Source organism: Yersinia aldovae ATCC 35236 (assembly GCF_000173735.1).
In the GTDB taxonomy this organism is placed as follows: domain Bacteria; phylum Pseudomonadota; class Gammaproteobacteria; order Enterobacterales; family Enterobacteriaceae; genus Yersinia; species Yersinia aldovae.
In genome coordinates, this window is the sequence record NZ_ACCB01000013.1 from 31,190 (window position 1) to 54,779 (window position 23,590).

Sequence of the window (23,590 nt, forward strand, 5' to 3'; positions counted from 1 at the left end):
AGTGCTCGCCGCCGTCACGTACTACGTGTACGCTCCGTTGGCTGTGCGCTGGTCGCGTCCAAACTGCCTGCGCCGATGACGTCAATTAAATTATTACAGGCAACACGTTTCAAGCGGTGAGGACAGATTGAAGAGTAAAGCGTCCGCGCCAGGGAGGGCGCGGCTCGAGCCCCCAGGGAGGGGTTTACGGCGTCTTTACGATCAGTCTGTTCTCTCTGCGAATAACTCTACACATTACAAAACAGTTATCATTATCTATTATTGGCATATGGGGGCGCTAAAACGATTGCCATGCAGTGAACACTTGGATAGCATTATTGCCCCTCTTTCGTTGCCGATGATGGCGCATCCTATGATGAATACATCAAATAAGACAGAATCACCTGCCGGGCAACTTTCTGCTCCTGCTCGCATCAGTGCCGTTAATTTACCGGCCTTACTGCGAGAGAAAGACAATGTTAAACGCATTTTGGTCATTAAATTACGCCATTTCGGTGATGTTCTCCTCACCACACCTTTACTCAACACGTTAAAAGCCAATTATCCTCAGGCCAAAATCGATGTGCTGCTGTATGGCGGCACGCAAGATATGCTGCGAGAGAACAAAACGGTTAATCATGCATTTATTGTCGACCGCGGCCTAAAACATGCGGGCTTAACAGCACAAATCAGCGGCGAAAAAGTGTTATTTAATGCATTGAAAGAGCACCATTATGATCTGATCCTCAATTTATCTGATCAATGGCGAGCCGCCGCTTATTGCCGTTTATTAAAACCGGGCTTCAGCATCGGTTTCCATTACCCAAAACGCGATACCTGGTTATGGCGCTACTGCCACTCCACCTTGGTCGATATCCCCAATGCAGCCGAACGGCATACGGTTCTCAATAATTTAGATATCCTCGCGCCATTGCAACTGACGGATATCAGCACCGAAGTCACTATGGCTTATGGCCCGCACGATATTGAGCGAGTAAAACAACTGTGCCAGCAACGTAATATTGCGGATTACATCCTGATTCAACCTTCTGCGCGCTGGAAGTTTAAAACTTGGGCCAGTGAATCATTCAGCCAATTGATAAACCACCTTACCGAACAAGGCGAAACGGTGCTGCTTACGGGAGGGAAAGATAAAGCGGAACTGGACTATATTGCTAAGATTATCACTGGTTGCGCACAACCCGGAAAAGTTATCAATTTATCCGGCCTTTTGGCACTGCCGGAACTGGCCGTCTTGATAGATAACGCTAAGCTATTTATTGGTGTGGATTCTGTTGCCATGCATATGGCTGCGGCCCTTCAAACGCCGGCTGTCGTGCTATTTGGCCCCAGTAATCTTAACCAATGGCACCCATGGCAAGCTCCGCATACCCTTTTATGGGCCGGACATTATCGCACTTTGCCACAGCCTAATGAGATTGATACCGATACAACCGACCGTTATCTGAATGCTATTCCGGTAAACGAGGTTATTAATGCCGTTGATGTTTGGCGCACTCAACATCTGTAATTTGCCGATATTAAGTCTGTACCGGCAACCTGTTCCTCAACCAGCTTAAGCTAAGAGAATTATGACAATCCCATCGACCTTATCGTCGGCTACTTATCCGGCTAACCGTCGTATTGAACTGCTGAGTAGTGCCGCCGCCTTGCTGCTCGGAATCTCCTTACCGACATCCAATCCGCTTATCAACATATCGCTGGTTTTGATCCTGATTAGTTTGATTGTTAATTATAAAACATTGCATTTTAAACCTTTACTCACTAATCCATTGGTTTACCTGCCAGCGGCTATGTTTGCGTTATTGGCACTGTCGTTATTATTTCATCACAACAGTTACGGCCCGGAAATGGTCAGCAAGTATAAGAAGTTCCTTTATGTTTTACCGCTGGCCCTGTTCTTTATCAACCAGCCGCAGCGGATAAAACTGTTCTGTATGGGGTTCTTACTCGCTAATGCAGTCGCATTGACGGGAACAATAGCTGTGGGTGTTTTACACATTCCGCTTAGCGGCGTGGACGCGGCTAATCCAACTATTTTTAAACTGCAAATTACGCAAAACTTCTTTATGGCTTTGGCCGCTTTATTCTGGCTTACGCTGGCGTTTAAAAGTCATGGCTGGAAACGTTGGGGTTATGGCGTGTTAGTCGTGGCTGCCAGTTACAGTATTCTATTTTTGGTTCTGGGTAGAACCGGCTATGTTGCCTTGGTGGTAGGGCTGGGAATGTGGCTATTCTTCTCTCTGGAAAGCCGCCAACGCTGGGCATTGGCGCTGTTGGGCGCGATTGCTTTTGCGGCATTACTTTTAATTCCCAATAATGCGACGAATCGTATTATTCAAGGAGTGGATGAAGTTAAAGTCTGTATGGCTGCATCCGCAGGGAATGTTAATGAAGCATGTAGTTCATCAATGGGACAACGTTCAGCCTTTGCCATTGAAGCGGTAAGATTAATTAAAGAGTCACCGATTTTAGGCCACGGTGCTGGTGGTTTTTATTATGAAAATCCGCAAATAAATTATAAAATTAATAACCCACATAACCAGTATCTGTTGGAAACGATTCAGTCCGGGGTGATTGGTTTAGCCATCTTCCTGGCGTGGGTTATCTGCTGTTATCGTGTTATTTGGCAACAAACCCCCGCGCTGCGTAATGTCTTGCTGGCGGTATTGACCAGCTATATGGCGTGTAACTTCTTTAACTCATTCTTGCTGGATTCATCTGAAGGTCATCTGTTTATGATCTTCGTGGCGATTCTGGCTGGTTATTCGGTTGGTGGTGTTCAGCGAGTTAAAAATAACGATTAGATATAATAGTTCTTATTCGCAGTAGATGAACGGTAAAACGGCTCCCAATCTTTCAACCCTGCGGGAGCCTTTTTTGTATTCTTTAATTAATATACTTATTCCGTGGGTTATTTATCTGCCAAACCATCAAAAATGGTAATGCCTTTGTGGCGGTGGTTTCCTGCATGATTCTCTGCAATGTTCATTTAATAGTTGTTAATGTCAGTCAGAGATAACCCATTTGGTAATTAAATTCTAATGTATTAAACAGTAATGTTAGAGAGAACGAGATCTTCTTTAGTCGAGTGAATCTGCGGTTGCGGGATTTTAACCTGCAAAATACGCACTGGATGACCTAAAATGCTGCTGTATGTTGAGTTGTTGGTGTTACAGAGGGGGCCGGATGGAGGGTAACAATTTACAGTTAACAAAAGAGCAATAACTGTTAATGAAAACTAAATGAATTATAAATGAAATCAGAATGATTATTATTGCTTAATCCATTTAATGAACTTTCATCAGACAAAAATCACCGCCAGGCATTATAAAAAAAACCTCTAACTGATTTCATAAAATTTAGAACGAGACTTATATTCGATATGATTCTCTGATGAAAAAACGAAGGTAACCGGGGCGGATTAAGGTGAGAACCAGACATTAACAACAAATTTATATCCGATATTGGCTAATTTAATTGCTCAAAGTCATCATTGTAATGCATTGATATGTAAGGGTTATATTATATTCTCTTTGGTGGCTAATCTTTAATAATAGACCATTGATAACCAGAGATCAAGATGCAATACATTCCTATTTAGGGACCGGTAAATAAATGCTAAGGCTGTCTGGTATCATCTTAAATCATGCATCAGAGAAAAACAGATATCTATGCTAATCATATGTGCATAACGCAGAGAATTAATCTGACTGCGGATTTTCTGAGTATGTCGAATAATGATTTTGATCACTATTACAAGATTCTGATGTATGTAATAATTTTTTCAGAAATTTACATTTTGCAAGCTCTCGTCTACTTTCCAGTCATTATGCAATAATTTTAAAGGAAGCTATGATTAGTATGTATTTATATCAATGGTGAGTCTGGTGAATCTGTTTGCGGGATAAACAGAATCGACATTTAACTTTATTTATCCAACGTCATTGAGAGCATCATGGCCAATTCAACAACGAACAAACTATCTTTACCGGCTCTCACCTCTTTGGTGGTCGGTTCAATGATCGGTGCTGGTATATTTTCTTTACCGGCGACCTTCGGACGAGCAACCGGTGGTTTTGGCGCACTTATCGCCTGGTGTATCGCGGGTGGCGGTATGTTAATGCTGGCTTTTGTTTTTCAAACATTAGCGCAGCGCAAACCTAATCTTGATTCTGGTGTATTTATTTACGCGAAAGAGGGCTTCGGAGACTATCTTGGATTCGCTTCCGCATTAGGGTTCTGGGCCGGCACTTGTATTGGTAATGTTTCATATTTTGTTCTTATCAAATCAACCTTAGGGGCTTTCTTTCCTATATTCGGTGATGGTAATACTATTCCCGCTGTATTAGTTGCCTCCGTTATTTTGTGGGGATTCCATTTCCTGATATTGCGCGGCGTTAAAGAAGCCGCCGCGATTAATACCATTGCGACCTTTGCCAAAATAATTCCCATCTTTATTTTTGTTATCGTGCTAATTTTCGCCTTTAAAGGGGATGTCTTTGCACTGAACTTCTGGGGCACGCCAGACGTGGTTAAAGGCGCTGATTTATCCCATCTGAATGATTATGGCTATGTCGGCCATGCGGCGGCGACAATTACCACTTCAGTTGAACCTGAATCCTTATTCTCTCAAGTCCGTAGCACCATGTTGGTGACGGTATTCGTATTCTTGGGTATCGAGGGGGCGAGTGTTTATTCGCGTTATGCCAAAGAACGTAGCCATGTGGGTATTGCCACGGTACTGGGCTTTATTGGTGTGCTGTGTCTGTTAGTGTTGATCACCATGCTGTCTTACGGTGTGTTACTGCGCCCTGACCTTGCCGCCTTACGTCAACCATCAATGGCCGGTGTGCTGGAAGCCATTGTGGGGCGCTGGGGGGCAATCTTTATCAGCGTGGGCCTGATCATTTCCGTGTTAGGTGCTTACTTGTCATGGTCACTGCTGGCGGCTGAAGTGCTGTTCTCGGCGGCGAAAAGTAAAAGTATGCCAAAAGTCTTTGCGACCGAAAACAGCAATGCTGTGCCTTCAGCCGCAGTTTGGCTTACCAATATATTTATACAGATATTCTTAATTCTGACCTTATTTACTGATTATGCTTTCCAATTGGCGCTGGAATTAACCAGTTCATTAACCCTGATCCCTTATCTGTTGGTGGGCGCTTACGGACTAAAACTTGCCTGGACGGGTGAAACTTACGAAACCAATGCACGTGGTCACAGAAAAGATCTCATCTTTGCCATTATTGCCACCTTCTATTCTGCACTGATGATTTATGCAGGCGGCCTGAAGTACCTGCTGCTGTCGGCCATTATTTACGGCCCAGGCACGATTTTGTATCTGATTGCCAAACGTGAACAGCATCAAAAAGCCTTTAATACCTACGAAAGAATACTGTTTATTGTTCTGATTGTTGCTGCGGTTATTGCGCTTTACAGCATCTTCACCGGAATTATTACCATATAATTTATTGGAGTTCTTATGTCAGATAAAGCTAAGAAAACGCATGGCAAGACTAAGTTTGGCGTTCACTCTGAAGTCGGCAAACTGCATAAAGTGATGGTTTGCGCTCCAGGGCGTGCCCATAACCGCCTGACCCCCAGTAATTGTGATGAATTATTGTTTGATGATGTGCTGTGGGTGGAAAGAGCCAAGCGTGACCACTTCGATTTTATGACCAAAATGCGCGAACGTGGTGTTGATGTGGTTGAAATGCATAATCTGCTGGCCGAGACCGTGGCGATTCCGGCGGCGAAAAAGTGGATTCTGGATCAGCAAATTGTACCAAATGAAGTTTCACTGGGCATTTTGCAAGAAACTCGCAGCTATCTGGAAAGCCTGGAACCGCGTGTGTTAGCTGAAGTGCTGATCGGTGGTTTATCGACCACTGAACTGCATAACGACGGCAAGTGCGACAAAGAAGAACTAAAACTGATCCGTGAAGCGGTGGGGATCACTGAATATCTGTTACCGCCGTTACCCAACACCTTGTATACCCGTGATACCACCTGCTGGATCTACGGCGGCGTGACGTTAAACCCGTTGTATTGGCCCGCTCGTCATGAAGAGACCATCCTCACCACCGCGATTTATAAGTTCCATCCAGACTTTGGCGATGCCAATGTGAATGTTTGGTGGGGGGATCCGACGCAGCACCACGGTACTGCAACACTGGAAGGTGGTGACGTAATGCCAATCGGTAATAAAACCGTATTAATTGGCATGAGTGAGCGTACTTCGCATCAGGCCATTACTCAGTTAGCACAATCACTGTTTAAAAAGAGCGAAGGCCAGGTCGAGCGCGTGATGATTGCCGCGATGCCAAAACTACGTGCCGCCATGCATCTCGATACGGTATTTACCTTCTGTGACCGTGATGTGGTGACCTTATATCCGGCGATTGTGAATCAGATTCAAACCTTCTCACTGCGCCCGGATAATGGCCCAACCGGTATTAAGTTAAGCCGTGATAAAGGCACCTTTGTTGAAGCGGTTGCCAGTGCGCTGAACCTGAAAAAACTGCGTGTGGTTGAGACCGAAGGTAACGATTACGACACCGAACGTCAGCAGTGGGATAGTGGCAATAACATGGTTGCGCTCTCTCCAGGCGTGGTTCTGGCCTATGACCGTAATACCAAAACCAACACCCAACTGCGTAAAGAAGGGGTGGAAGTGATTGAGATTGTCGGTAGTGAGTTGGGGCGCGGGCGCGGGGGCGGTCATTGTATGACGTGTCCAATCATCCGGGATGCCGTCGACTACTAATACCCGTCATACTTCAAGTTGCATGGGTGTTGGCTGCTTTCGTTCACCCCAGTCACTTACCTGAGTAAGTGACTGGGGATTCGCTCAATTGTCGCCTTCCTGCAACTCGAATTATTTTAGGTATAACGCAGTTGCTCTTAAAAAAATAGCCGATAGTGAGTAGCAGATCAGCGCTATTTCTCTATTGGCTATCTCTGTTTCAAAGGTAAGGCATTTGTATTTGGCAAGAAGACGCAGTATTCAACTTTTAATGCCGAAATAAGCTGAAATGAAAAGGATGATCAAGTGAAATACGTTTATTGGGTGTGCTTCTTGCTGATAGTGGGCCTGACAACGCTTTTTGCGTTCCAAAACAGCGGTTCGGTGAACCTATCTTTACTTGCCACACAAATAACACTACCCATTTCAGTGTTAATTGTGCTGATCTATTTTTTAGGCATGTTTACCGGGGGGTTGTTGATCACACTGATAAGAGCGCTAGTGCACCGTCTGTCACAGGAAAAAGTGTGAATGACTAATCTGGATAATAAATTTTAACACCTGACTCAACGAGATCTTATAGTGAAGATAAAAACTGTAGTCACTCTGCTATTAACGCTTCTTCTCGCTGCTTGCGACAGAACTCCCCCTGAAGTCGTAGAAAGTGTGCGTCCGGTAAAAGTATTTACTGTCGAAGACAGCGGACAAAATGGTACTCGCTATTTCCCAGCCCGGTTGCAAGCGGGTGATGAAACTCAACTTTCCTTTAAACGCGGCGGGCAACTGCAACAGTTGCTGGTGCGTGAAGGTGAGCAGGTGAAAAAGGGTCAGGTCATCGCCAGGCTGAATGACACAGATTTGAACTTACGTGTCAGGGATCGTCAGTCCACCTTTAATTTGGCCCGAGATCAGTTTAACCGTTTTTAATACCTTGCAAGGTCAACGGGCGGTCTCCCGTGCCGAGCTAGATGTGCGCCGTGCTGAGATGGAGTCTGCGCGTGCGGCCTTGGAAATTGCACAAAAAGAACTCAGTGATGCAACCATTACTGCGCCTTTTGATGGCATTATTGCCAATGTTAACGTGCGTAACCATCAGGTGATGGCTGCCGGTCAGCCGGTCGCGACGTTAAGTGCGTTAGATACGTTGGATGTCGTGTTCAGCGTGCCGGAACGCCTGTTTACTACACTGGAAATCAGTAACCGCACATACAAGCCAACGGTATTACTTAACCATATGCCGGGGCGCGAATTTATTGCGGAATATAAAGAACATACTACCTCGACGACCTCTGCCTCACAGACTTTCCAGGTGACACTGACCATGAAGCGCCCGGCAGATATGCCATTGCTTTCAGGTATCAGTGGCCGGGTAAGAATTAACTCCGGTAATCTGTCTGGCAACGATCATCCGACCATCATAGTGCCGGTAGAAGCGGTGTTTAACCCTGATAGCGCTCAGTTGAATGATGCCAGAGTCTGGGTCATCAAGAATGATGATGGGCAAATGCACGTAGAAGCGCGCAAAGTCCAGGTCGGTCAGCTTACCGCAAATGGCATCCAAGTGATCTCAGGCCTGGCCGACGGTGAGCAAATCGTCGCCGCAGGCACTGGCGAACTTCGTCCAAATCAGGTTGTACGGGCTTGGGTTCGTGAGCGGGGTCTCTGATGAAGCTGACTGATAATTTTATTAATAATAGTACCCGTATCTGGCTAACGATTTTGTTGCTGGGTATTGGCGGTGTTATTGCCTATCTCAATATCGGCAGGCTGGAAGATCCGGCTTTCACCATCAAAACGGCGGTAGTTGTCACCCGCTATGATGGCGCATCAGCACAGCAGGTAGAGGAAGAAGTGACGTTGCCACTGGAGAATGCCATTCAGGAACTCTCTTCTGTGGATGATGTGACCTCTATTTCTAGTGCTGGTTTATCGCAGATAACCATCAATATCCGCGCACAATATGGTGCAAATGAGTTACCGCAAATCTGGGATGAATTGCGGCGGAAAATCAACGATAGCAGTGTGCGTTTGCCTCCTGGGGCGAGTGCGCCAAGGGTGAATGATGATTTCGGCGATGTTTACGGTTTCTTCTTCTCACTGACCGGTGACGGATACAGCAATCAGGACTTACGTAATTTCGCCGAGCAACTGCGGCGTGAGTTGGTTCTGGTGCCGGGTGTGGGTAAAGTGGGTATCGTTGGGATTTTGCCGGAAGAAGTGCAGGTAGAGATCTCTCGTGCCCAGATGACCGCCGCGGGTATTACGCCGCAACAGTTATCTGATTTACTTGCCCGGCAGAACGTGGTGTCTGATGCAGGCCAGTTGCAAGTTGGCAGTGAGTCAATTCGCTTGCATCCAACCGGTGAATTCCAAAGTGTCCAGGAGCTGGGGAATTTACTGGTCAGTCAGCCCGGTAGCCCGAAAAGCGTGTACTTACGTGATATCGCGACCGTTACACAGGGCTTTGGCCACTCACCGACCAATATTTATCGCGCCAACGGAAAGCCAGCACTGGCATTAGGGATCTCATTTGCCCCGAATGTTAACGTGGTGAACGTCGGTAATGCGATTAAAGCCCGACTGGCGCAGCTTGAAGGTGAGCGTCCGTCAGGTATGCATATCAATGTTTTCTACGACCAGTCTCACGAAGTAGAAGGTGCAGTGAATGGCTTTATTCTTAACTTCCTGCTGGCCTTATTAATTGTTGTCGTCACCCTGCTTATCTTCATGGGGGTGCGCAGTGGCGTGGTTATTGCCATCTCGCTGGCACTTAACGTACTCGGGACGTTGCTCATTATGTGGCTGTTTAACATTGAGCTACAGCGAGTATCGCTAGGGGCACTGATTATCGCGCTCAGCATGTTAGTGGATAACGCCATCGTGGTGGTGGAAGGGATTGTGGTGGGCCGCCAGCGCGGTGAAAGCATTTTCACGGCTATCAGCAATGTGGTGAAGCGCTCTATGATGCCCCTGTTAGGGGCGACGATAATTGCTATCCTGGCCTTTGCACCTATTGGTTTGTCTAATGATGCAACCGGGGAGTATTGCCGTTCGCTATTCGAGGTGCTGCTGATCTCACTGATGTTGAGTTGGTTCACCGCGCTGACTTTAACACCGGTATTCGCGAAGTGGGCGTTCCAGAACCAGAAAGAGCCGAAGGTAGATGCGGATAAACCGGCCAAACAACCCTACGATGGCTGGCTGTTTCGCTATTATCGGGTGATTCTGAGTCAGTTACTGCAACACCGCAGCATTACATTAGTCGTTCTGGCCGCCCTGTTAGTGGCATCCGTTGTCGGCTTTAGTAATGTGCGACAGAGCTTCTTCCCGCCGTCCAACACACCTATCTTCTTTGTTGATATCTGGCTGCCCTATGGGACGGACATTGGCTATACCGAACAGGTTGCCGCCAAAGTCGAGCAGCATATCAAAGAGCAAAACGGGGTGGCAGATACGATGGCAACAATTGGTCAGGGCGCGATGCGCTTTATGCTGACCTACAATGCCCAGCGCCATTATCCTAACTATGCACAGGTGATGGTTCGCACTGAGCAATTGGGGCAAATACCGGGCTTGATTGATGAGATAGAATCGTACATGCACGACGAATACCCGCAAGTAGATGCACAAATGAAGCGCATCATGTTCGGGCCGTCTAACGACAGTTCTATCGAAGCCCGTTTTGTTGGCCCAGACCCCGATGTGTTGCGAACACTGGCAGCGCAAGCGGAAAAAGCCATTATTGCTGATCCAATGGCCGATGGCACAAGGCATGACTGGCAGGGGCGCAGCAAAATGATCCGCCCACAATTCTCCGATTATCTGGGCCGTGAGCTAGGTGTGGATAAACGTGAGGTGGATGGCACATTACGCATGAGTTTTGGTGGTTTGCCGGTCGGTTTATACCGCGATGGCACTCGCACCATGCCGATCGTACTGAGAACGCCAGATTCAGAGCGGCTCAATGCCGAACGGCTAAATGATGTCATGGTCTGGAGTCAGGCGCGCCAGGCCTTTATCCCGATTGATAACGTGGTCACCAGTTTTGAGACCGAATGGGAAGATCCGCTCATTATGCGTCTGGATCGTAAGCGGACGCTCACGGTGCAAACCGATCCTACCCAGCAGGGAGGGGAAACTTCAGCCGAGCTGTTACGCCGCATCAAACCGGGTGTGGAAGCTATTCAGTTACCGCGTGGTTATGAACTGGAGTGGGGCGGTGACTATGAAAGTACCAAGGAAGCACAACGTGGTATTTTCATCAGTTTACCCATCGCGTTTCTGATTATGTTTATCGTGACGGTATTGATGTTCAGCTCGGTGCGTAACGCGGTTGCTATCTGGCTGACGGTGCCGCTGGCATTAATTGGGGTCACTGTCGGCTTCCTGTTGACGGGTATTCCATTCGGCTTTATGGCCCTGCTCGGGCTGCTAAGCCTAAGTGGAATGTTGATCCGTAACGGTATTGTACTGGTGGAGGAGATTGGCCTTCAGCGCCAGGAAAAACCACTGCGGCAGGCCATTATCGATGCTTCTACCGCTCGTCTACGGCCCATCATGCTGACGGCATTTACCACCGTACTGGGGCTGGCACCGCTGCTCAGTGATGCCTTCTTCCAAAGCATGGCTGTGGTCATCATGTTCGGTCTGGGCTTCGCAACGGTATTGACCTTGCTGGTTCTGCCAGTGATTTATAGCTGTATGAACCCAGAACCTAAAGAAAAGGTGAGCGGCGAGCCAGTTAGCGAATAACGGTTAGCGTAGCGTTATCACTACCGAGCATGATGAAAGCTGCTCCTTTATCGGGGCAGCTCTTTATGGGTTAAGTTTTTTCGGTGGCATGAATAATAGATATCCGGTAATAACAACACCGGTACTACCAGCAATGACAAATGTTATAGGGATGCCAACATAATGAGCCAGACCTGACCCGATAACAGGGCCTGCGACCAGTGTTGCTAACTGTAAGCTGCGACAACTGGTTGAAATGACACCTAACATGTTGGTTGGTGCTTCATTTTGTAAAACAATACTGAATGACATTACGATACAGGCATAACAAAATCCATTGATAAACCGAATGATGCAGAAAATATAAAGATGAAGGTTATTAAAAGCCAAACAGAGGATACCAGCAATAAGGATAGTTAAACTGAAACCAATAATTCCACAAATCATCAACTGTTGGTGACTAAATAATAAAAATATTTTCTTAAATAAGAAGCTGCATAAAATAGCACCGGTGGCAGTGCTACTGACAATGATACCAAATGCATTAGCACTAAATCCCATAACTCTTAATAAAATAGAAAGAATTGAATCGTATAATCCAAGTGTCAGTGAGGCGGCTAGAACTACTAAAAAAGAAGAAAATAGCACATGATTATTATGGATAATATTATATACCACCCTAAAATCAGGCAGCATGGTTGTTACGTTAGCAGTTTTTTTAATCCATCTGGTCGTGAAACCAATTTTTATGGTTAGTAGCGATGTTATCAATGCCAATAATGCTGTTAAGTAAAATCCACCTTGCGAATTTGTTATTGTCGAGAGGAAAGCAGCGATTAATGGAGATGTTATTTTAATAAGCTGATCAATAATATTTGTTAGTGTGATGGTTAGCAATATTTGTTCTTTATTTAATTACTCCCTAATTAATATTTGTTCGGCAGGAATCATGCCTAAATTACTGATCATTTTAAGAAAAACCCCAAGTAAAAATAATTCATGATGAGTGGAGACGGCAAGCCATATCGAGGCTATAAATCGACCATAAGCACTTGTGAGTAATATAACTGCTGGTGAATGTCTGTCGGCCATTTGGCCAATAAATGGGCCTAATAATAATCCGGGGAAACCATATAGTGCTGCCGCTATCCCTAACAGATAAGCAGAAGCATTAAAATGAAAACTCATTACAGTAAAGATAAGTGTGAAGTCGATCCAAACAGCAATGGAATTGAATATTCTAGATGCAAATAGAGAAAGGTACCCAGCTATTTTAAAGAGGCTTAACATTAAGATTTTTTCTCGTTCGATTAATGTGAAGTGTTTTTTGTATAAAAACGGTCATTACAACAAAACCATCAAGACCGTGTTGCAGCATATAGTTTGCTAAGTCACTCGTTCGATTAATAAAACCTTTCCCATTAAAATTTAGTGAAGTATTACATAGTACGCCATAGCCTGTTATTTCCTTAAATATTAATAGTAACCGATAAATGTTGCTATTTTGAAAATTATTAATAGTCTGTGGACGGGATGAACCATCAATATGAGTGATAGCTTAAAGGTTTTTATCTAAAACATGAGCAAAAAATAGCATGTAAGGGCTAGGATTATTTATATCAAAAATATCAGGTGCATCGCTTTGTAAACAGATTGGGGCTATGGGTCTAAAGGATCCCCGATTTTTTAGGGTATTTAAACGTGTCAATGTGGCCTTATTAAAAGGTGCTGCTAATATTGAACGGTTACCTAACGCTCTGGGGCCTAGCTCCGCTTCACCATTGGCCCATCCGATAATATCTCCACTGGCAAGAGCAGATGCGATATTATAATAGTTTAGTTTCTCATATTTCAGGCCATAAATATCAATAATATCATCATTGAAGTTTTGGCCGCAGTAAACATCCCAATCTATTTTTGCATTACCTGTAAAATAATACTGTGCATCAATAGCCGTTCCGATTGCAGAACCTGAGTCATTTACACACGGAGAAATAAAAGTATCATCGAATAAACCACAATTTAGCCACTTACTATTCCAATCACAATTTAAATCACAGCCACCGCTTATCAGTAATGGCAGTTTCTGCTTAACGTATTTTTTAACTTCACGATAAAATTTTTAAATATTGCATCAGTAAAGTGTCCTGCGAACTGCTTAAAAGCATCACTATCTACTCCAATATTATATAAGTGTGATTGTGAAAATTGAGTTTTACATAGGTTTTGATGATCTAAGGGTATACACATTAGACGGGATATTAGTTCCTCATCTTGTATTGTTTTTTATCTCTATTACAGTAGGCAGCCAAAGCCATAATTTTACCCGCATCACCCAACCTTACCTGGCCTCTCACAAATGGAAAGGTTTTATCAGCAATACCATATGAAAATGCATAGCGTACACCTACATCAGGCATGATATCAGCAAGTTTGTTAATATTTAGCTGTTGGTCAATATGATAGAAGTAACCGATATGTCCTTCCCATAGCAGAGCATAACATAACAGGGTTTTCCCTGAAGAAAAGGTGACATCCCATAAGCACATAATAAATGAGAACGCTCATGAGATGAGATGAAAAAAAACACATTATTTTGTAGAAAACCTCTCCTCACCGGTTCGGTTATTTCTAATCCAAAATAACCGGCACCAATATTACTTCCATGTGGGTTATTGCCTGATGACCAGCCGCTGAGAGCAATTATATCTGGAGCATCATTTAGAGTTGTTAGGGCCTCAATGGTGCATTCAGTTGTGACAGGAGAATAATGAGTTCCAGAGTCTTTTTCCGCCTCATGGCAGAAGATTAATTTATTATTTTTAATATAACAAATACTGCCATCATGCCCTGGCTTAAACGATAATATTTTCATTTATTATTTCCTTTATTATTTATTTTTCGCTTTATAGTTTTCAGTAAATTAGGTGCAAAAGGGGAACCAGAGCTTGGTTCTGCACCGAGAAAAAATAAAACAGCCTCTTCTGCTTCATTTACGTCGAGTAACTTATTTATTTCTCGATCCAAAAAGTAGCCTGTTGGCCAAGATCCTAATTGCATAGCTGTAGTAATTAGCTGAAATGTTTGAATTAAACAACCAATATCAAATAAGGCTACGTGATATGCTCTGGAGTGAGGATACTTCCACCACATTTTTTAAAACATGAGGTGATAAAAATACCAAAAGCCAAGTCCTTGGCAAACATCTGAGCACATAAGAGGCTTCCCAGTTTCTCACCGTTAATGTCAGTGCTGACGAGTGTTAATTTATGTTTTTGAGAATGGTAGTGATATATACCGGATACTAACCCAGTGACATTTAAAGCGACTAGATAAGCCTCGCTGGTCTGTAGAGAACCACCTGATGGGGAGGTTCGACGATAACCTACAGATCTTAGCCCAGCAGCTTCCATTTCTGTTCGCGTTGAGCCATGAGGTGTACCAAACGTCCAATATAAAACCTCGGCCACTTCTTGCAGTGAAACGGCTTCTATCTTGAATTCTCTGCTTGTTTTATGCGCAAATAAAGTATCAATAAATTTACTTTTAGCTAAAAAATGCTTGTTGGGCTTGGGTAAGTTAAATTTCTCCCCTGAATGCTGGTAATCTAGATCAGGAATATCCTTTACTATTGAGGCACAATAATTTACATAGCCTTCATAGCTATCATCAATTGGTAAACTCATATTTTTATCCAAAACGACTTGGGTCCCAATATGAAATATTTTTGATAAGCAGTCCCATCCCCAACTGCACATATTTCTATCATCGCAATCTAATATTCCACTATCTATAATGGTTTTATCTATCAGTGAATCTGTAAACTTATCACCATTAACAAGATCTTTAATTCTTTTCATATAGTCATCGTCTATCTCATATTGATTATGGTTTCTATAATCCCATGGAATTAACTTTCCATTAATGAGTGTTATAAAAATAAAAGGATCAATTATCTTCATTGCCAATTCCATTTGTCTGTATTTGAGGCAGTCAGCAAGGCTGACTGCCTATTGATATGAAAAATAATATAATAGTTAAACAGGATTGACGGGGCCAGTATAAGCATCATTAGATTGATATGATAGAGTTGGCTCTATAGATATCTTTTTCATAAATAATATCTCCTCATTTTATTAGGTTAAATTTAATTAATAAACGGTATTAGTCATCTTAAGAAAATGACTCAAGTAGATTAGGTAATAAAATAAATTTATTCAATGTGATATTTGTGTTTTAAGACTTTCTTTTAGTTATCTCTATTTTTAAGTTTTTTATTCAACATAATATTAAAAATAGAAAAATAATTTTTCGCACGACTGAACACTATTATCGCTGAGCACTAGCATAAAAAGGGATCTTCCCGAAAACAAACTGTGCGCCACCTCCCTTAGCGTAGCTTTATAATCATCATGACGTTCCATTATGGAACGCTTATTGGATATCTACGTTCCATTATGAAACGTTTTTGCTGCTCGTTCTCAGTCTGTTTTTTGCGCTTATAGTGGTTCCAGTTTCACTAAATTAATCCTAAAAACTATTCACTCTTACGTTATCTCTTACGCTACAGGAGCAAGATATGCTGAAAGTCATTCAATCTCCGTCCAAATATATTCAAGGTGCTAACGCGCTACAATCTATCGGTGAGTTTGCTAAGTTACTGGCAAATAACTATTTTATTATTGCTGATGATTTCGTTATGAAGCTGACTGCCGACACAGTAGGTACCAGCCTACAAACTTGTGAATTGAAAAGCCATTTCAGCCGTTTTAATGGGGAATGTTCACGCCAGGAAATTGAGCGCCTAACGGTTGAGCTGAAGAAATACGGTTGTAATGGTGTGATCGGTATTGGTGGTGGTAAAACACTCGATACCGCCAAAGCAATTGCTCACTATCAACATATACCGGTTGTTGTGGTGCCAACTATCGCCTCTACTGATGCGCCGACCAGCGCATTGTCGGTGATTTATACTGAACAGGGCGAGTTCGCCGAATACCTGATTTACCCGAAAAACCCCGATATCGTACTGATGGATACCACAATCATCGCTAAAGCGCCGGTACGTTTATTGGTGGCGGGGATGGGGGATGCGCTATCGACTTACTTTGAAGCTCAAGCCTGTTTTGATGCCAAAGCTATCAGTATGGCGGGGGGAGCATCAACATTGGCAGCTATCACGCTGGCGCGCTTGTGTTACGAAACGCTGCTGGCAGAGGGCTACAAAGCTAAACTGGCGGTGGAGGCGGGGGTCGTTACCGAGGCGGTGGAACGTATCATTGAAGCTAATACTTATCTAAGTGGTATTGGATTCGAAAGTAGTGGCCTGGCTGCCGCTCATGCGATCCATAACGGTTTTACCGTACTGGAAGAGTGTCATCATCTGTATCACGGCGAGAAAGTGGCATTCGGCACTCTGACACAGCTTGTACTGCAAAATAGCAGCATGGAAGAGATTGAAACGGTGCTCTCATTCTGCCAGCAATTGGGTTTACCGATCACATTGGCGGAAATGGGGGTCACGCAAGATCTCGAATGTAAAATCCGTGCAGTAGCACAAGCGAGTTGTGCCGAGGGTGAAACCATCCACAACATGCCGTTTAAGGTTACAGCGGATAGCGTTTACGCCGCTATTATCGTGGCAGACCGCTTGGGTCAGGCGTTTCTAAACTAATCGATTTAACAGACAACCGATTGAGCCTGCCGATGCATTCATTATCGGCAGCTCTGTTGGTCAGCTATTCCCGTTCTCGGAGCCAAGATGAAAAAGTTAATTAACAGCGTTGAACGTGTTTTACAGGAACAAATTCAGGGGCTGGTTGAGGCCCATTCTGAGCTGGTATTGCATCAGGAGCCGCTTTTTATCACCCGAGCGGATGCGCCGGTGAAGGGGAAGGTGGCGCTACTGTCCGGTGGTGGCAGTGGTCACGAGCCGATGCATTGCGGTTTTATCGGTGAAGGTATGCTGGACGGCGCTTGCCCTGGCGAGATTTTTACCTCGCCAACCCCAGATCAAATGTATGAGTGCGGTCAGGCCATTGACGGCGGGCAGGGCGTGCTAATGCTTATCAAGAATTACACCGGTGACATTCTTAATTTTGAGACTGCCGCCGAGTTGCTCCATGCCGGTGGTACGGCAGTAGCGACATTGGTGATCGATGATGATGTTGCCGTAAAAGATAGCTTATATACTGCCGGGCGGCGCGGAGTGGCGAATACCGTATTGATTGAGAAGTTGCTGGGTGCTGCTGCGGTGCGTGGTGATTCACTGGATCAATGTGTAGCGCTTGGGCAGAAAATTAACAATCAAGGGCACTCAATTGGTATCGCACTGGGGGCTTGTACGGTGCCTGCGGCGGGTAAGCCGTCGTTTACTTTGGCTGAGAACGAGATGGAATTCGGCGTGGGTATTCATGGTGAACCGGGTATTGAGCGTCGGTCATTTACCTCGCTGGATAACACGGTTGAGGCCATGTTCCAGACGCTGATCGATCACGGTCATTATGAACGCACTTTGCGTCATTGGGATCGACAAATTGGCGACTGGCGCGAGCTACGTCAAAGTAAGCAGCCACTGACGAAGGGCGATCGAGTGATTGTTTTAGTCAACAATTTAGGCGCAACCCCACTTTCTGAACTGTACGGTGTTTGGCATTGTCTGGCTGCCCGTTGCGCTGAATTTGGTTTGATAGTTGAACGTAAACTGATTGGTTCTTATTGCACCTCGCTGGATATGCAAGGCATGTCTATCACAGTATTGAAAGTGGATGACGAGCTGCTGAAATTGTGGGATGCGCCAGTCAGTACCCCTGCGTTGTTTAAAAAATAATAAAACCGGAGAAGATCATGGGACTCACCAAACAGCAAATTGTCAGTTGGTTACAGCTCTGTGCTGAAATTTTCAGCGAACAGAGGGATTTCCTGACGCAGTTGGATACTGAAATCGGTGATGGCGACCACGGCCTGAATATGAATCGTGGCTTTAATAAGGTGGTCGAGAAGTTACCGACATTCGCCGACAAAGATATTGGTTTCATCCTGAAAAACACCGGTATGACCTTGCTATCCAGTGTCGGTGGGGCCAGTGGGCCACTGTTTGGCACGTTCTTCATTCGCGCGGCACAAAGTACCAATGCTAAACAAAGTCTGGATCTGGCCGCAGTCTGTCAGATGTTTAAAGACGGCGTGGAGGGGGTGGTGATGCGCGGCAAGGCTGAACCCGGTGATAAAACCATGTGCGATGTATGGTGGGCCGTGGTTGCACAACTTGAACTGGCAACCCAGCAAAATGTGCCGCTGAACGAGGCGTTGCAGCAAACAGTAGAACGTGCGCAGCAGGCACTGGCAGGAACCATTACCATGCAGGCCCGTAAAGGCCGGGCCAGTTATCTGGGTGAGCGCAGTATTGGCCATCAGGATCCAGGGGCGACATCGGCAATGCTGATGATGCAGGCGTTGTGGCAGGTTGTTAGCCACTAATCTGGCCGAACAGGAAAGAATATCAGGAGTGAAGATGGTCAATCTCGTTGTAGTTTCTCATAGCGCGCTGCTGGCTCAGGGTGTGGCCGAACTGGCACAGCAAATGACACAAGGGGGCTGCCAGCTCGCGGTTGCCGCCGGCGTGGACGATGTGGATCATCCTATTGGCACGGATGCCATTAAAGTGATGGCAGCCATTGAATCGGTTTATTGTCCATCCGGTGTTCTGGTATTGATGGATTTAGGCAGTGCATTACTCAGTGCTGAAACCGCCTTGGAGCTATTGGACCCCGACATGGCGCAGAACGTACAACTGTGTGCGGCTCCGCTGGTCGAAGGGACGCTGGCCGCAGTGGTGGCCGCCTCATCCGGCGCTTCTCTGGCGGAGGTACGTGCTGAAGCGATGGGCGCACTGATGGCAAAAGCCAGTCAGCTCGGTGAGGATGCCCCCGTTCCTGCCAGTCATGTTGTGACTAGAGTCGCTCCTGATGCACAAAGTGTCAGTTGGGTGGTGCGTAATCCGAATGGGTTACATGTACGGCCTGCGGCTAAACTGGTTGAGGTTTTGTCACCGTTCGCCGCAGATTTATTGTTGGAAAAAAATGGTCAATGCATTAATCCGCGCAGTCTCAATCAGTTAGCCATTTTGCAGGTTCGCAAAGGCGATACCATCCGTTTGCTCGCCAGCGGTCAGCAAGCCGGTGAAGCGCTGGATGCTTTTATGCAATTGGCTCAACAACATTTCGGTGAATCAGTTAGTAATGTCAGTGATAGCGGATTTTCTGGGGTGATGGTACCCCGTGGGAAGATTAGCGCACCTGTATTGCAGTGGTTACCGGCTATTCCGGTCTTTTTGCCGCGAGCAATTAGCCCAGGACAGGTGCCTGAAGAGCAACAGCGTTTACGGCAGGCCGTGGCCCAAACGATCGCTGACTTACAGCGATTGGCAGAAAAGGCTGAGCAACAGATGGGGGCCGAAGCCGCAGCTATTTTCAGCGCTCATATGATGTTGACTGACGATGAAGAATTGCAGCAATCGATAGCTGAACGCATCCAGCGTCAGCTCATCTGCGCAGAATCTGCTTTGCAAGATGAACTGATGGCGATGGTGGCCGATTATCTGGCGCTAGATGATGAGTATCTGCGAGTTCGCGAACTGGATATTCGCGATATTCTCAACCGCACGCTGGGCCATTTGACCGGATTACCACCTGTTCCGCTTTCTCTCAGCAGCGACATCATATTACTGGCGCAAGAGTTATTTCCTTCACAGATGGTAGGGTTATCTTCACAGCAGATTAAAGCAATCTGCCTGAGTCAGGGGCATATTCTGTCTCATAGCGCCATTCTGGCCAAGGCATTGGATATCCCGATGTTGGTCAATGCCACAGGCTGTTTGGAAGCCAGTCACAATGGGCAAATAGCTGTGATAGATACCGCAATAGGTACGCTATATTTGCACTAATGACTTATCTAACTAAATAGACAGACGGCTTAAATGAGCAGCCCGGCGTTAAATAAGGGCTGCTATCTTAGGAATTAAAGCGCCAAGTGGAGACAGAATCTGGTTTCTCCATTGATAATGCTCTTTGATTAATGTCGCCCCCGCCTGCCGTATTTTAACGATTTCATTGTGAGTCAGTTGATTTACCTCATTAATAATGGCAGCCAGATCAGCCGGATCCCCAGGTATATGTAAGAATCCATCAATACCGTGATTGACTTGTTCAGCTAGCCCGCCTGAATCTGCGACGATCAACAATGCACCTTGTTGCCTTGCCAGCCAACGTGACTCCATAGGAATCAACCCATTAGGTTCATTTTCAGCAGAGAGCACACAAACACGAGTATTACGCCACTGAATAAGACATGCCATCAGTTCTCTATCGAACGAATGTATAATCGATGCCTTAATATTTAGCTGACGCGTTAATGCGTTTAACTCTGGTATTGCAGGTTCGCTGATAATAACCGGGTGGATTACCCCGCCCAGATAGCTTGCCGCTTTGAGTAACAGATCATGGCGTTTATAGCTGGCTCCCCGGCCAAGAGTGATTGCTAACGGTTGTTCTAATGGAATACCGTGTAAGGACAACATGCTACTAATTTCTTGATCACTGCGAATTCTAAACCAAGGGTCATTAATATTTATGCCAGCAGGAACGGGGATAAATGTATTTGGATCTGCACCGTATTGTGTCATTAAATGATGAGCCAGAAAGTGGCTTATGGTGCCGAGTTTAATATTGGGATCAATCTTGGCCCAGTGAATCGGTAATGATTCAGCCATAAGGCGGTCGGGGTTAGGTAACGGCATTTCATGATTAAACGCGGTGCCATGAGAAGTATAGATGACTTTCAAATTACTCTTCTCAATAGAAGTATGGAGGCTGGTAATTAACGGCACTAATGAGAAGGGCAGTTCATGGCAGAAGGCGAGGGTAATGTCATAGTTTTTGCTCAGTTCGATAACTCTTGCGGCACTGGCTGCGGATGATATTTGCCAGTTTTGCAAATTGCCAAGAAAAATGTCGCCATGCGGCCAGGAGCATTTTGCTCCTTTACCTAATGTCATATCGGGGACGGCAGAATATGTGCCACCCATCATATTAATCTGATTCATATAGTGAGAATAACCCTCAGCATCAAAGTAAGGATTTTCTTTACTGTAAGAAATCTCAATAAAGTGAGGTTCAAGAATAATATCATTATCAAATAAAAAATGAATTATTTCGGGTAACGTCTGAATTTGACCTCTTATATAGGAGCCTACACCACCGGCAAAAATTTTAACCCCTTCTGCTGCTAAATGAATAATGGCAATCTTCAGGTTTTTTTTAGTATTGTCAGGTATTATTTTATCTCTCATAAGACCTCTCAGGATTTTTTATTAGATCATCTGTTTGTATTTCTCAGTTTATTTATTTCTTGGAAATTTTATAATTATTGATGAAAAGCAAGTCTAAACCGCAACTCAGAAATAAATGGATCGCATCATTGGGGGTTTCGACTATCGGCATACCTTTGGTGTTTAATGATGTATTTAACAGAATAGGTATTGATGTCTCATGGTCAAAGGCCATGATCAGTTTATGGAATTTTTTATTGATATCTTTTTTAACTGTTTGTACTCTGGCGGTACCATCGATATGAACAACGGCTGGAAGCTCCGCGCGGAATTGCTCTTTTACGGGAGCAATAAATAACATGTAATCACTATCATGATTTAAATCGAAATAGTCATATGCTTTTTCATACAAAACGGCGGGAGCGAAAGGCCGAAAATCTTCACGATATTTAACATTAGCATTAATGTGATCTTTCATTTGCTGACGACGAGGATCAGCCAGAATGCTTCTATTCCCTAAAGCTCGCGGACCAAATTCTGACGCTCCTTGGAACCAGGCAATGACATTACCCTGAGCAATTGATTTAGCCGCTACCATTTCGATATCGTCATAGTAAGTAAACTCAATCTTATCGCTATTTTTCTCCAATTCTTCGATAATCAAAATATCATCATAGACTTTGCCAAAATAGGTTGAACCATTGTGTTTTACTCTTTCTTTTTTAAGCACCTCCAACCAACCATAGTAGCAACAACCGATAGACAGCCCATTGTCACCCGCTGCGGGTTGAATGTAGAGGTTATCAAACTCACACTCTTTGAGGAGTTTTTCATTTGCCGTGGCATTCAATGCGACACCTCCCACATAAGCAAAATCCTTCATTGGATGAAGCTGATAATAATAATTAAAGAGGTAAATAAGGGCTTGTTCAAGCTTGGTTTGTGCCCAATAAGCTAAATCTGAATAATATTGAAAGTTATCTTTAAATTTTACATGGCGGGCATCCCGCAGTGGATCAATATTTGCCCACCAGTCATTACGCAGGATCACTCTACCAGCATCGAAAAAGAAAGGTTGCCAATCAATAACATGGGGTATTCCATAGGGGGCTAGCCCCATCAACTTGCCAGCACAGTCCAGTTCGCCAAAAATATACAACGCGATACCTTCATAAAACTCGCCAATAGAGTTCTCTATTTCCCAAGTTGATGCGGGATAATCATCTCTATTTTTATGGTTAACCCATCGGGAAAAGTCTTTCAATATCGGTTTTAACTGACCATTTTGAAAAATATAATAACTACACGTCTCCCAGTAACGGTACCTGTTATTGTTGTGGATGCTTGGTACCAACACATTACCGGTAATGTCATGACAATTATCGAAGCTATCGCCGTGTCCATCAATAACCACTACGCCCATCTCATCAAACGGCGAGGTACCTATAGCACTGTAAGCATGGGCTAAGTGATGTGATAGCGTAATAATAGGTACCAGGGGTGGTAACACTCTGTTCTTTCGATAATCTAATTGTTCTTTTAGTAATGGATTATAAGAGCATTGTTCAACGATTAATGCAAGATCACTATATTTAATGTCAGCGGTATCTAAGCAATACTGAATGGTTTCGTTATCATTGAAACCATCATGTTTAATACGTGAAAGTCTCTCTTTTTCTATCGAAACTATAATTCGCCCATCTTTCATTAGGCTGGTCGAACCATCATGTGATAAAGCAGTACCTAAAATATAAGTAGGTTTTTGCATAGTTAATATCCTTATTAAT

At 44.6% G+C, this 23,590-nt stretch carries 17 protein-coding genes and 2 pseudogenes; 11 read left to right on the forward strand and 8 right to left on the reverse strand.

What is annotated here, in order from left to right:
• Positions 1–352: 352 nt before the first annotated feature.
• From rfaQ to YALDO0001_RS08085, 7 genes and pseudogenes are all read left to right on the forward strand, one after another.
• Positions 353–1,510 (forward strand): putative lipopolysaccharide heptosyltransferase III, encoded by a 1,158-nt coding sequence (gene rfaQ / locus YALDO0001_RS08050; protein ID WP_042839577.1) that lies wholly within the window; start codon positions 353–355, stop codon positions 1,508–1,510.
• Between the two features lie 61 nt (positions 1,511–1,571).
• Positions 1,572–2,807 (forward strand): O-antigen polysaccharide ligase WaaL-ps, encoded by a 1,236-nt coding sequence (waaL-ps, locus tag YALDO0001_RS08055; RefSeq protein ID WP_004701823.1) that lies wholly within the window; start codon positions 1,572–1,574, stop codon positions 2,805–2,807.
• Positions 2,808–3,958: 1,151 nt separating this feature from the next.
• Positions 3,959–5,467, forward strand: a complete 1,509-nt coding sequence (locus YALDO0001_RS08065; RefSeq protein ID WP_004701827.1) for an amino acid permease — start codon at positions 3,959–3,961, stop codon at positions 5,465–5,467.
• Between the two features lie 15 nt (positions 5,468–5,482).
• Positions 5,483–6,766 (forward strand): arginine deiminase, encoded by a 1,284-nt coding sequence (arcA, locus tag YALDO0001_RS08070; protein WP_004701828.1) that lies wholly within the window; start codon positions 5,483–5,485, stop codon positions 6,764–6,766.
• A 285-nt stretch (positions 6,767–7,051) separates the two neighbouring features.
• Positions 7,052–7,276 (forward strand): lipopolysaccharide assembly protein LapA domain-containing protein, encoded by a 225-nt coding sequence (locus YALDO0001_RS08075; protein ID WP_042547704.1) that lies wholly within the window; start codon positions 7,052–7,054, stop codon positions 7,274–7,276.
• A gap of 51 nt (positions 7,277–7,327) precedes the next feature.
• Positions 7,328–8,411, forward strand: a pseudogene (locus YALDO0001_RS08080) (efflux RND transporter periplasmic adaptor subunit).
• Entirely contained in the window at positions 8,411–11,497 is a 3,087-nt protein-coding gene (locus tag YALDO0001_RS08085) for an efflux RND transporter permease subunit (RefSeq protein WP_004701834.1), read from the forward strand. The pseudogene YALDO0001_RS08080 and the gene YALDO0001_RS08085 overlap by 1 nt, the downstream one beginning before the upstream one ends.
• A gap of 63 nt (positions 11,498–11,560) precedes the next feature.
• Here YALDO0001_RS08085 and YALDO0001_RS08090 read toward each other — a convergent pair whose 3' ends face one another.
• From YALDO0001_RS08090 to YALDO0001_RS08105, 6 genes and pseudogenes are all read right to left on the reverse strand, one after another.
• On the reverse strand, positions 11,561–12,373 hold the full coding sequence (locus tag YALDO0001_RS08090; RefSeq protein WP_145521482.1) for an MFS transporter: 813 nt from the start codon (positions 12,371–12,373) through the stop codon (positions 11,561–11,563).
• A gap of 18 nt (positions 12,374–12,391) precedes the next feature.
• The gene (locus tag YALDO0001_RS08095) at positions 12,392–12,766 is read right to left on the reverse strand and encodes an MFS transporter (RefSeq protein ID WP_042839580.1); all 375 of its coding nucleotides are present in this window, start codon (positions 12,764–12,766) and stop codon (positions 12,392–12,394) included.
• A pseudogene (locus YALDO0001_RS22345) lies at positions 12,750–13,559 on the reverse strand (carbamoyltransferase C-terminal domain-containing protein). The gene YALDO0001_RS08095 and the pseudogene YALDO0001_RS22345 overlap by 17 nt, the downstream one beginning before the upstream one ends.
• Before the next feature lie 360 nt (positions 13,560–13,919).
• Entirely contained in the window at positions 13,920–14,351 is a 432-nt protein-coding gene (locus YALDO0001_RS21595) for a hypothetical protein (protein WP_197082827.1), read from the reverse strand.
• Entirely contained in the window at positions 14,348–14,629 is a 282-nt protein-coding gene (locus YALDO0001_RS21600) for a nitroreductase family protein (RefSeq protein ID WP_197082828.1), read from the reverse strand. The genes YALDO0001_RS21595 and YALDO0001_RS21600 overlap by 4 nt, the downstream gene beginning before the upstream one ends.
• Complete coding sequence (locus tag YALDO0001_RS08105; RefSeq protein ID WP_197082829.1) at positions 14,590–15,438, reverse strand: nitroreductase family protein; 849 nt, start codon at positions 15,436–15,438, stop codon at positions 14,590–14,592. Before YALDO0001_RS08105 ends, YALDO0001_RS21600 begins: the two co-directional genes overlap by 40 nt.
• A 617-nt stretch (positions 15,439–16,055) precedes the next feature.
• Here YALDO0001_RS08105 and YALDO0001_RS08110 point away from each other — a divergent pair.
• The 4 genes from YALDO0001_RS08110 to dhaM all read left to right on the forward strand — a co-directional run bounded on the left by YALDO0001_RS08110 (position 16,056) and on the right by dhaM (position 20,420).
• Positions 16,056–17,150, forward strand: a complete 1,095-nt coding sequence (locus YALDO0001_RS08110) for a glycerol dehydrogenase (protein WP_004701845.1) — start codon at positions 16,056–16,058, stop codon at positions 17,148–17,150.
• Between the two features lie 87 nt (positions 17,151–17,237).
• Positions 17,238–18,305 carry a dihydroxyacetone kinase subunit DhaK gene (gene dhaK / locus YALDO0001_RS08115; protein ID WP_004701847.1) on the forward strand — a complete coding sequence of 356 codons (1,068 nt, stop codon included), beginning with the start codon at positions 17,238–17,240 and terminating at the stop codon, positions 18,303–18,305.
• A 17-nt stretch (positions 18,306–18,322) separates the two neighbouring features.
• Positions 18,323–18,955 carry a dihydroxyacetone kinase subunit DhaL gene (dhaL, locus tag YALDO0001_RS08120; protein ID WP_004701850.1) on the forward strand — a complete coding sequence of 211 codons (633 nt, stop codon included), beginning with the start codon at positions 18,323–18,325 and terminating at the stop codon, positions 18,953–18,955.
• Between the two features lie 34 nt (positions 18,956–18,989).
• Positions 18,990–20,420, forward strand: a complete 1,431-nt coding sequence (dhaM, locus tag YALDO0001_RS08125; RefSeq protein ID WP_004701851.1) for a dihydroxyacetone kinase phosphoryl donor subunit DhaM — start codon at positions 18,990–18,992, stop codon at positions 20,418–20,420.
• Between the two features lie 48 nt (positions 20,421–20,468).
• On the opposite strand, the gene YALDO0001_RS08130 is transcribed toward dhaM, so the two are convergent.
• Positions 20,469–21,824, reverse strand: a complete 1,356-nt coding sequence (locus YALDO0001_RS08130) for a glycosyltransferase family 4 protein (RefSeq protein ID WP_004701854.1) — start codon at positions 21,822–21,824, stop codon at positions 20,469–20,471.
• Positions 21,825–21,876: 52 nt separating this feature from the next.
• On the reverse strand, positions 21,877–23,571 hold the full coding sequence (locus YALDO0001_RS08135) for a carbamoyltransferase family protein (protein WP_004701857.1): 1,695 nt from the start codon (positions 23,569–23,571) through the stop codon (positions 21,877–21,879).
• Between the last annotated feature and the right edge of the window lie 19 nt (positions 23,572–23,590).

Excerpts from the sequence above, each read along its gene's own strand:
- rfaQ (WP_042839577.1), top strand. The coding sequence starts at position 353 with ATGATGAATACATCAAATAAGACAGAATCACCTGCCGGGCAACTTTCT.
- waaL-ps (WP_004701823.1), top strand. The coding sequence starts at position 1,572 with ATGACAATCCCATCGACCTTATCGTCGGCTACTTATCCGGCTAACCGT.
- YALDO0001_RS08065 (WP_004701827.1), top strand. The coding sequence starts at position 3,959 with ATGGCCAATTCAACAACGAACAAACTATCTTTACCGGCTCTCACCTCT.
- arcA (WP_004701828.1), top strand. The coding sequence starts at position 5,483 with ATGTCAGATAAAGCTAAGAAAACGCATGGCAAGACTAAGTTTGGCGTT.
- YALDO0001_RS08085 (WP_004701834.1), top strand. The coding sequence starts at position 8,411 with ATGAAGCTGACTGATAATTTTATTAATAATAGTACCCGTATCTGGCTA.
- YALDO0001_RS08095 (WP_042839580.1), bottom strand. The coding sequence starts at position 12,766 with ATGTTAAGCCTCTTTAAAATAGCTGGGTACCTTTCTCTATTTGCATCT.
- YALDO0001_RS21595 (WP_197082827.1), bottom strand. The coding sequence starts at position 14,351 with ATGAAAATATTATCGTTTAAGCCAGGGCATGATGGCAGTATTTGTTAT.
- YALDO0001_RS21600 (WP_197082828.1), bottom strand. The coding sequence starts at position 14,629 with ATGTGGTGGAAGTATCCTCACTCCAGAGCATATCACGTAGCCTTATTT.
- YALDO0001_RS08105 (WP_197082829.1), bottom strand. The coding sequence starts at position 15,438 with ATGAAGATAATTGATCCTTTTATTTTTATAACACTCATTAATGGAAAG.
- YALDO0001_RS08110 (WP_004701845.1), top strand. The coding sequence starts at position 16,056 with ATGCTGAAAGTCATTCAATCTCCGTCCAAATATATTCAAGGTGCTAAC.
- dhaK (WP_004701847.1), top strand. The coding sequence starts at position 17,238 with ATGAAAAAGTTAATTAACAGCGTTGAACGTGTTTTACAGGAACAAATT.
- dhaL (WP_004701850.1), top strand. The coding sequence starts at position 18,323 with ATGGGACTCACCAAACAGCAAATTGTCAGTTGGTTACAGCTCTGTGCT.
- dhaM (WP_004701851.1), top strand. The coding sequence starts at position 18,990 with ATGGTCAATCTCGTTGTAGTTTCTCATAGCGCGCTGCTGGCTCAGGGT.
- YALDO0001_RS08130 (WP_004701854.1), bottom strand. The coding sequence starts at position 21,824 with ATGAGAGATAAAATAATACCTGACAATACTAAAAAAAACCTGAAGATT.
- YALDO0001_RS08135 (WP_004701857.1), bottom strand. The coding sequence starts at position 23,571 with ATGCAAAAACCTACTTATATTTTAGGTACTGCTTTATCACATGATGGT.